At 66.7% G+C, this 7043-nt stretch carries 8 protein-coding genes; 6 read left to right on the top strand and 2 right to left on the bottom strand.

Features of this window, described 5'->3' with window-relative positions:
• Window positions 1–148 precede the first annotated feature (148 nt).
• From QOJ24_RS15300 to QOJ24_RS15285, 4 genes are all read left to right on the top strand, one after another.
• Window positions 149–1066 carry a carbohydrate ABC transporter permease gene (locus QOJ24_RS15300; RefSeq protein ID WP_526262609.1) on the top strand — a complete coding sequence of 306 codons (918 nt, stop codon included), beginning with the start codon at window positions 149–151 and terminating at the stop codon, window positions 1064–1066.
• 35 nt (window positions 1067–1101) lie between these two features.
• Window positions 1102–2211 (top strand): ABC transporter ATP-binding protein, encoded by a 1110-nt coding sequence (locus QOJ24_RS15295; protein WP_526262607.1) that lies wholly within the window; start codon window positions 1102–1104, stop codon window positions 2209–2211.
• 63 nt (window positions 2212–2274) lie between these two features.
• Window positions 2275–2706 carry a lipoprotein LpqH gene (locus QOJ24_RS15290; RefSeq protein ID WP_526262605.1) on the top strand — a complete coding sequence of 144 codons (432 nt, stop codon included), beginning with the start codon at window positions 2275–2277 and terminating at the stop codon, window positions 2704–2706.
• Between the two features lie 24 nt (window positions 2707–2730).
• Entirely contained in the window at window positions 2731–4266 is a 1536-nt protein-coding gene (locus tag QOJ24_RS15285; protein WP_526262603.1) for an MFS transporter, read from the top strand.
• On the opposite strand, the gene QOJ24_RS15280 is transcribed toward QOJ24_RS15285, so the two are convergent.
• Entirely contained in the window at window positions 4235–4909 is a 675-nt protein-coding gene (locus tag QOJ24_RS15280; RefSeq protein WP_526262601.1) for a TetR/AcrR family transcriptional regulator, read from the bottom strand. The two genes, QOJ24_RS15285 and QOJ24_RS15280, sit on opposite strands and share 32 nt — an antisense overlap.
• A gap of 500 nt (window positions 4910–5409) precedes the next feature.
• Between QOJ24_RS15280 and QOJ24_RS15275 the strand changes: the two genes are divergently transcribed.
• The gene (locus QOJ24_RS15275; protein WP_526262599.1) at window positions 5410–5739 is read left to right on the top strand and encodes an STAS domain-containing protein; all 330 of its coding nucleotides are present in this window, start codon (window positions 5410–5412) and stop codon (window positions 5737–5739) included.
• A 70-nt stretch (window positions 5740–5809) separates the two neighbouring features.
• On the opposite strand, the gene QOJ24_RS15270 is transcribed toward QOJ24_RS15275, so the two are convergent.
• A complete protein-coding gene (locus QOJ24_RS15270) occupies window positions 5810–6745 on the bottom strand; it encodes an NAD(P)/FAD-dependent oxidoreductase (protein WP_526262597.1) in 936 nt (311 codons plus the stop codon).
• Between the two features lie 92 nt (window positions 6746–6837).
• On the opposite strand from QOJ24_RS15270, the gene QOJ24_RS15265 reads away from it, so the two are divergent.
• Window positions 6838–7043, top strand: a 206-nt coding sequence (locus tag QOJ24_RS15265; RefSeq protein WP_526262595.1) for a (2Fe-2S)-binding protein, incomplete at its 3' end; no start/stop codon positions are given.

Genomic DNA, 7043 nt, shown 5'->3' with positions numbered 1-7043 from the left:
CCACCACCGTGATCGTCTACTACCTGTGGGACCGCGCGTTCGTGCAGTTCGACGCCGGCTACGCCGCGGCGATGGCCTACGCGCTGTTCGTCGTCATCCTGGTGATCACCGCCGTGCAGTTCCGGCTGGCCCGCAGACAGGTGATCTCATGACCGACACCGTCACTCCGGCGCCGCTGCGCCCCGCACCGCTCGAGGATGCGCCGACCGGCCGTCCCTTCCTGGGTCGACTGCGACTGCCCTTCAGCCCGTGGCATCTCGTCCTCATCCCTGTGACCTTCATCTTGATCGTGCCGCTGCTGTGGATGCTCATCACATCGCTGGAGACCGAGGGCGAGGCCAACCGCTTCCCGCCGGTGCTGCTACCGGAAAGCCCGCAGTTCGGGAACTACTCCAAGGCGTGGGCCGAGGCGCCGTTCGCGCACTTCTTCGTCAACAGCGCGGTGGTCACGCTGGTGGTGCTGGTGAGCAACCTGGTCGTCTGCGGCCTCGCCGGCTACGCCTTCGCCCGTATCCGATTCCTCGGCCGCGGAGCGCTTTTCGTCACATTGATGGCGACCTTGATGGTGCCGTTCCAGGTCACGATGATCCCGGTGTTCCTGATCGTCAAGTGGTTCGGCGACAACGTCTGGGAGGGACTGGGCATCGACCACATCGGCGCGCTGATGCTGCCCAACCTGGCGACGGCGTTCGGCATCTTCTTCCTGCGCCAGTTCTTTCAGACGGTGCCCATCGAACTCGAAGAGGCCGCCAGGGTAGACGGGACGTCGCGGCTCGGCGTGCTGTTCAAGATCGTGCTTCCCCTGTCACTGCCCGCGCTGTCGACGCTGGCCGCACTGACCATCCTCACGTCATGGAACGACTTCATGTGGCCGCTGATCGTCATCACGTCGCAGGACCAGATGACGATCCCGCTGGGGCTGAGCTACTTTCAGGGCGCCCACTTCGTGAGGTGGCCGCTGCTGATGGCGGCCAACGTGATGAGCCTGCTGCCGATGCTGCTCGTGTTCATCGGCGCGCAGCGGTACTTCGTGCAGTCGGTGGCCAGCACCGGGCTGAAGGGCTGACCGGTGGCATCCACGACGTCGAGAAGGGAATCACGTTGGCGGAGGTAGAGTTCCGTGACGTCACGCGGCGTTATCCGGGCGGCGTAATCGCGCTCAACGGTCTGAACCTGACCGTGGCGGACGGTGAGTTCCTCATCCTCGTCGGCCCCTCGGGCTGCGGGAAGAGCACCGCCCTTCGCCTGCTGGCCGGGCTTGACATGCCGACGTCGGGGGATATCAGGATCGGCGGCACCGTGGTCAACCACCTGGCGCCCGGTGACCGCGACATCGCGATGGTGTTCCAGAACTACGCGCTGTATCCGCACATGTCGGTCTACCGCAACCTGGCGTACGGCCTTCGGCAGCGCCGGACGCCGCGCGCCGAGGTCGATCGGCGGGTGCGCGAGACGGCTGCCCTATTGGAGATCGACCAGCTCCTCGACCGCAAGCCCGGCCAGCTCTCCGGCGGCCAACGCCAGCGCGTCGCGATGGGGCGCGCGCTGGTGCGCAAGCCGCAGGCGTTCCTGCTCGACGAGCCGCTGTCGAACCTCGACGCGAAGCTGCGCAACCAGGTCCGCGGTGACCTCAAGCGTCTGCACCGCGAGCTACCGGTCACGTCGATCTACGTCACCCACGACCAGGTCGAGGCGATGACGCTCGGCGATCGGCTGTGTGTGATGTCCGACGGCGAAGTGCAGCAGATCGGCACCACCGACGACATCTACAACCGGCCGGCCAACACGTTCGTCGCTGCGTTCATGGGCAGCCCGCCGATGAACCTGATCTCGGCCGTGGTGCGCTCGGGGGTCCTGCATGTCGGCGGCACCGTCGTGGCGGCGGTTCCGACGACCGACGGACCGGTCACCGTCGGGATGCGTCCCGAGCACCTGCGGCTGCACAGTCGGTACGCCCACGGGATGGTGCCCGCCCGCGTCGACTTCACCGAACCACTGGGCAGCCACGTCCTGGTCACCGCGCTGGTCGACGTGCATGACGACGACTCGCCGTCCGCACCGAAGGAGGCGCGGGTGATCATCCAGGCGCCTGCGGGCACCGACTTCGACCCCGGCACCCGCATCGGCCTGGAAATGCCGCCGGAGCGGACGTACTTCTTCGACGCCGACACCGGCGATGTCAGGGCCAGCCGTGAGCGCATCGCGCTCTGACCGGCAACCCGCGTGTCAACTGGCACTCGTTCGGGTAACCCCCACCGCAAGGGGAGGTGCCGGGTGGGGACTCGACTGATCGAACTGGCGGCAGCGCTGGCCGCCGTCGCCGTCACCGCCGGATGCGGTCTGACCGGGACGAAACCCAACGAGCCGTCGCAGAAATCCGGTCACGTCTCGATCGGCGACAGGTCGCAGCAGACGCAGTCCATCAAGTGCACCCAGGTGGAGCAGATCCTGCAGATCGCCGCGAAGGCCGACCCGGGAAGTGCACGCGTCCAGCTGCAGATCGGTGGTGCCAAACCGATCGTCAAGACAGTCACCCTCGAGAACATCGACGGCCTCAACGGCGTCTCCGGAGGCGATGTGGGCAAGGCCGAGGCCTCGATCGACGGCAGAAGCGTCTACACGATCACCGGCACGGCCGTCGTCTCCGGTCCTGCCACGCCAGGCCAGACGACGGACATGCCGTTCACAATCGAAGCACCCTGCTGACCCGCGGCCAGTAGCATCCAGCGCGTGCCGACGGATGCTCCTGCCGACAGGCAGCATCAGTACGTTTCGGGCCTGGCGGCCGTTATGACGGTCATCGCGATGGGCCTGGGCTATGCGATCTCGATCGGCGACCCGACGATCCTCTCGGCCAACCTTCAGGTCGTCGCCGCCGGCCTGCACATCACCGGAAGCACCTCGACGTTCGTGGCGAGCCTGGCGACCCTCACCCTGGCGGCCGCCGTGCTCAGCGCGGGCGCGCTGGGCGACCTCTACGGCATGCGACGCATGTATCTGGTCGGGTTGTCCGGCGCGATCGTGTTCAGCGCGCTGGCTGCCGCGGCGCCGAATGCGGCGGTGCTGATCGTCGCGCGCGCCGGGGCAGGGGTGGCGCTGGCGTTCCTGGTCGGCCTGTCGCTGGCGATCACCAACGCGGTGTTCCCGCCGGGTCGGCGGGCCGCTGCCATCGCCGCGTACTTCGGCGTGGGATACGCCGTCGCCACTCCGCTGCCCGCACTCGGTGGCGCTCTCGCACACGCGATCGGTTGGCGCGCATGCTTTTTCGTCGTACCGGTCATCGCCGCGCTGGGGTTGATCGTCGCCTGGCGGTTCGTGCCCGAGACGGTGCGCGCCGACCGCCGCCTGGATGTGGCGGGCCTGGTGCTGTTCGCCATCGCGCTGCTCGGCCTGATCTACGGCACCTCACGAATGGAGACCGGCGTCGACCTCGTCGGCCTGGCCTCCATCGCGCTCGGCCTGGCGGCCGGGGGCGGCTTCGTGATGCAGGAACTTCGCACGCACGACCCGGCACTGGACATGCGGGTGTTTCGCTCGAGCCGGTTCAACGCGGCCGTGACGGCGGGCGTGATGTTCAACATCGTGCTCGGCGGGTCGATGGTGCTGCTGGCGTTCTACCTGGTGACGATCCGCAAGGAATCCCACGAATTGTTCGGCTTCCTGCTGATTCCCGCCACCGGGATGGCGGCGGTGGCGGCGTTCTCGGCAGGGCCTGCCGCGAACCGGTTCGGCACCCGCACCGTGCTCGTCGGCGGGCTTCTGCTGATGCTCGCCGGCCTGCTGGTGCTGCGGACCTTCGACCTGGACACGTCACGTCCGGTGGTGTTCGCCACCACCGCCCTCATCGTGGTCGGCGGTGCGCTGGTCACCACACCGCAGGCAACGATCATGATGAGCAGCGCGCCAGACGATCTCGGCGGGTCGATCTCCGCGGTCAAGAGCGCGGTCAACGAGGGCGGCTATTCGCTGGGGCCCGCGCTGTTCGCCCTCGTCGGCATCAACTTGTTCCTCACCGACAGCGCCCACGATCTTTCCCACTCCGGGATCACCCGCGCGGAGACCCGCGAGGCGCTGCTGACGGCGCACGGCGGGCGCGGAGCGCACCTGGTCAATCCGGAGCAGGCGCAACTGGTGGTCGCCCAGGCTCCGCACAACGCCGTCGACGCGATTCACACGCTGAGTTTGATCATGGCCGTCGGGCCGGTCGTCGCGATCGTCCTGGCGCTCTGGCTGATCAAGCCTCAGCCCGACCAGACGGTGGTGTGAGCGTGGCGGCAAGGCCGACGAGTATCAGATCGAGGCCGCGGTCAAGCTCGGCGGCGCCGTCGTAAGACGCCAGAACCGATGCAAGTGCGCGCACCTGAGGGAACTCGGTGACCGCCAGCCGATGTAGCCCTAGGCGCAGCACATCGTCGGTCTCCTCGGGTCGCTCGATTACCTCCTGCAATTCGTTGAGGATGTGGCCCTGTAGATAACCGAAGAGCACCCGGTATATATGCAGCGCGTCCGGACCGCTGAAGCCGGCGGTCGTGAGGAGGGCGAGGACATCCTCTAGCGACCGCAGCATCCCCGGAGGCCGTTGACCCAACGGAGTTGCCAGCGGCCGAGTCACCAGCAGCGGAACCACGTTTGGGTGCGCGAGAGCCAGACGCCTGAATTCATGAGCGACTGCGCGCAACTGGCCTGTCCAATCTGGATCAGACGTATCCACCCGTAGTTGCCCGAGCACGATCTCGGCGACCCCGTCGAGCAGTGCCGCCTTGCTCGGAACGTGCCGATAGAGGACTGTGGGATCCCGACCCACCTCTTCGCTGAGGCGACGCATGGACAAGCTGTCGCTGCCGTCGCGGTCGATGATTCTCAACGCCGCTTGCAGAATCATCGGGCGGCTGACCAGACCGTCGGCCATTTCGATTCGTCCTGTTCCTTCGGCTCTTCGCGTGCGAGCAGATGGTACGTCAACGCCGTTCGTCAACGATGTTGACACGAGGGCGGAAGAGGCGTTCACTGGAGTCAGACCAGCAGATGAGAGGCGTGAAGTGCGTGTCTTGGCTGGCGAAAGTGTTTTGCTCGGCGCAGCGATGACGTATGCGGCGAGCAGTGCAAGGACGGCCCACTCACCGACCGAAAACATGCGTGTACGGCGACGCCCACACCGGGGCCAACCGGCGCGACGTTCCTCATTTGGATCATGGTCGGCGCAGTGGCGCCGCTCGCACAGAGCGGCCTTTCGACTGGCGCCGGCTGTAACGTGCCGCCGCAGAAGACCCTCAGTAGATTCGCGGCGACACGCGTGCTTCTGACTGGAATCCACCCGGGCTCGACAAATCTGATGGACCCGAAGTGGCTGCCAATCGATCTCGACCACTCAGCAGGCGTCACACCGCAAAATTCGTTACTCGATGGCCGGTGTCTCCGGTAGCCATTGTCAGCGCCAATGGCGACATCGACGGGGCGAACGCGGGCTCCCTCACCGAATATGTCGTGAAGACGGAGCATTGCCGCGGAATGATCGTCGATCTCAGCGATCTGGAATTCTTTGGCACGGAGGGGTTCTTGGCGCTGCACAGAATCTCGGTCAACTGCGCGCGCGCAGGGATCGGGTGGATGGTGGTGCCTGGTGGTGCCGTCTCTCGGCTGCTAGGAATCTGTGACCCGCATGGATTGCTGCCCACCAACGACACCGTCGATAGGGCACTGGCTACGCTGAGGCCCCGGGTCGGGCTCAGGGCGTCGTGAGCACCAGTCCCGGATAGCCTTGCACCGCAATGTCATCGATTGGCCCTGCAGAGCAGTCCCGTCCAAGAACTCACGTCGGCGGATAGGGCAGGCCGAACTCGTCGGCGAGCAAACTCTGCACGACGATCATCGCGGCTTTCGACCCTGCGGCGATCGCGGCCGGCAAGTGCGGTTCTTCGGTGCAGACGTCGCCCGCGGCGAATACACCGCCCGCCTCCGTCCGGTGAAGCTCGTCGACGCTGATGGCGCCCGACGCCAGGGCTCCCGGCATACACGTCGCACCCAATTGCTCCGCGAGTGGCGACCGCTGCCGCAGCGGCGCCTCGACGAGCAACCCGTCGCGTTCCATTCGGGTGCCGTCGGCGAACGCGACCGCGGTCAGTTGCCCGTTGTCCCCGATCAGCTCGACGACGCGCCGATCGTCGACCGTCACACCGGCCGACCGTAGCGTCCTCTGATCGTCGGGCGACAGGTCGGAACGACCGTCCGTCAGCGCGACGACGTCATCGCTCCACCCCCGCAACATCAACGTCGAGTGCAGGGCCGTCTCACCCGCCGCCAGCGCGGCAAGCCGCTTGTCCCGCATCTCCCAGCCATGGCAGAACGGGCACTGAAACACCGTGGTCCCCCAAAGCTGCTCAAGTCCCGGTATCTCCGGCGGGCAGTACAGCATTCCCGTCGCGAGGAGCACGCGCCGCGTGTGGACCGGCTCGGCGCCCTCTACCTCGAGCACGAATCCGTTGTCGACGCGACGACCGCTGCACACCCGTTTGCGGCGGTACTCGACGGTCGGATACGCCAACAATTCCTGTCGACCGGCGGCGTACAGGTCGGCAGGCGGCCGCCGGTCATAGCCCAGCAGGCCACCGATGACGTCCGACGCCCGGTTGCTCTGGTCGTTGTCGTCGATCACCACCGTGCGCCGCCGAGCCCGCCCGAGCACCAACGCCGCACTCAATCCGGCCGCGCCTGCTCCGACGACGGCGCACTCCCACTCTCCGTCCATGGCCTATTGATGCCCAGCGGCGCCGCAACAAAACGGTGGCACCCACTTCTGGGGCCCCGTTTCTGCGCCCGGTCACCGGGTATGCCGGATCGATGGAGTCAGCCCACTTCAGCGACATCACCCTGCACGTCGACGGCACACCGCACAGCATCCGCGTGGACAACCGGACAACCCTTCTCGACCTGCTGCGCGAACACCTCGGCGTAACCGCCCCGAAGAAGGGTTGCGACCACGGCCAGTGCGGATCGTGCACCGTGCTGCTCGACGGCCGCCGCGCCACCACCTGCCTGGCGTTGGC

It is taken from the genome of Mycobacterium sp. (genome assembly GCF_032159775.1).
In the GTDB taxonomy this organism is placed as follows: Bacteria; Actinomycetota; Actinomycetes; order Mycobacteriales; family Mycobacteriaceae; genus Mycobacterium.
The sequence above is the reverse complement of the archived record's forward strand: the minus strand, read 5'-3'. Positions and strand labels throughout refer to the sequence as shown.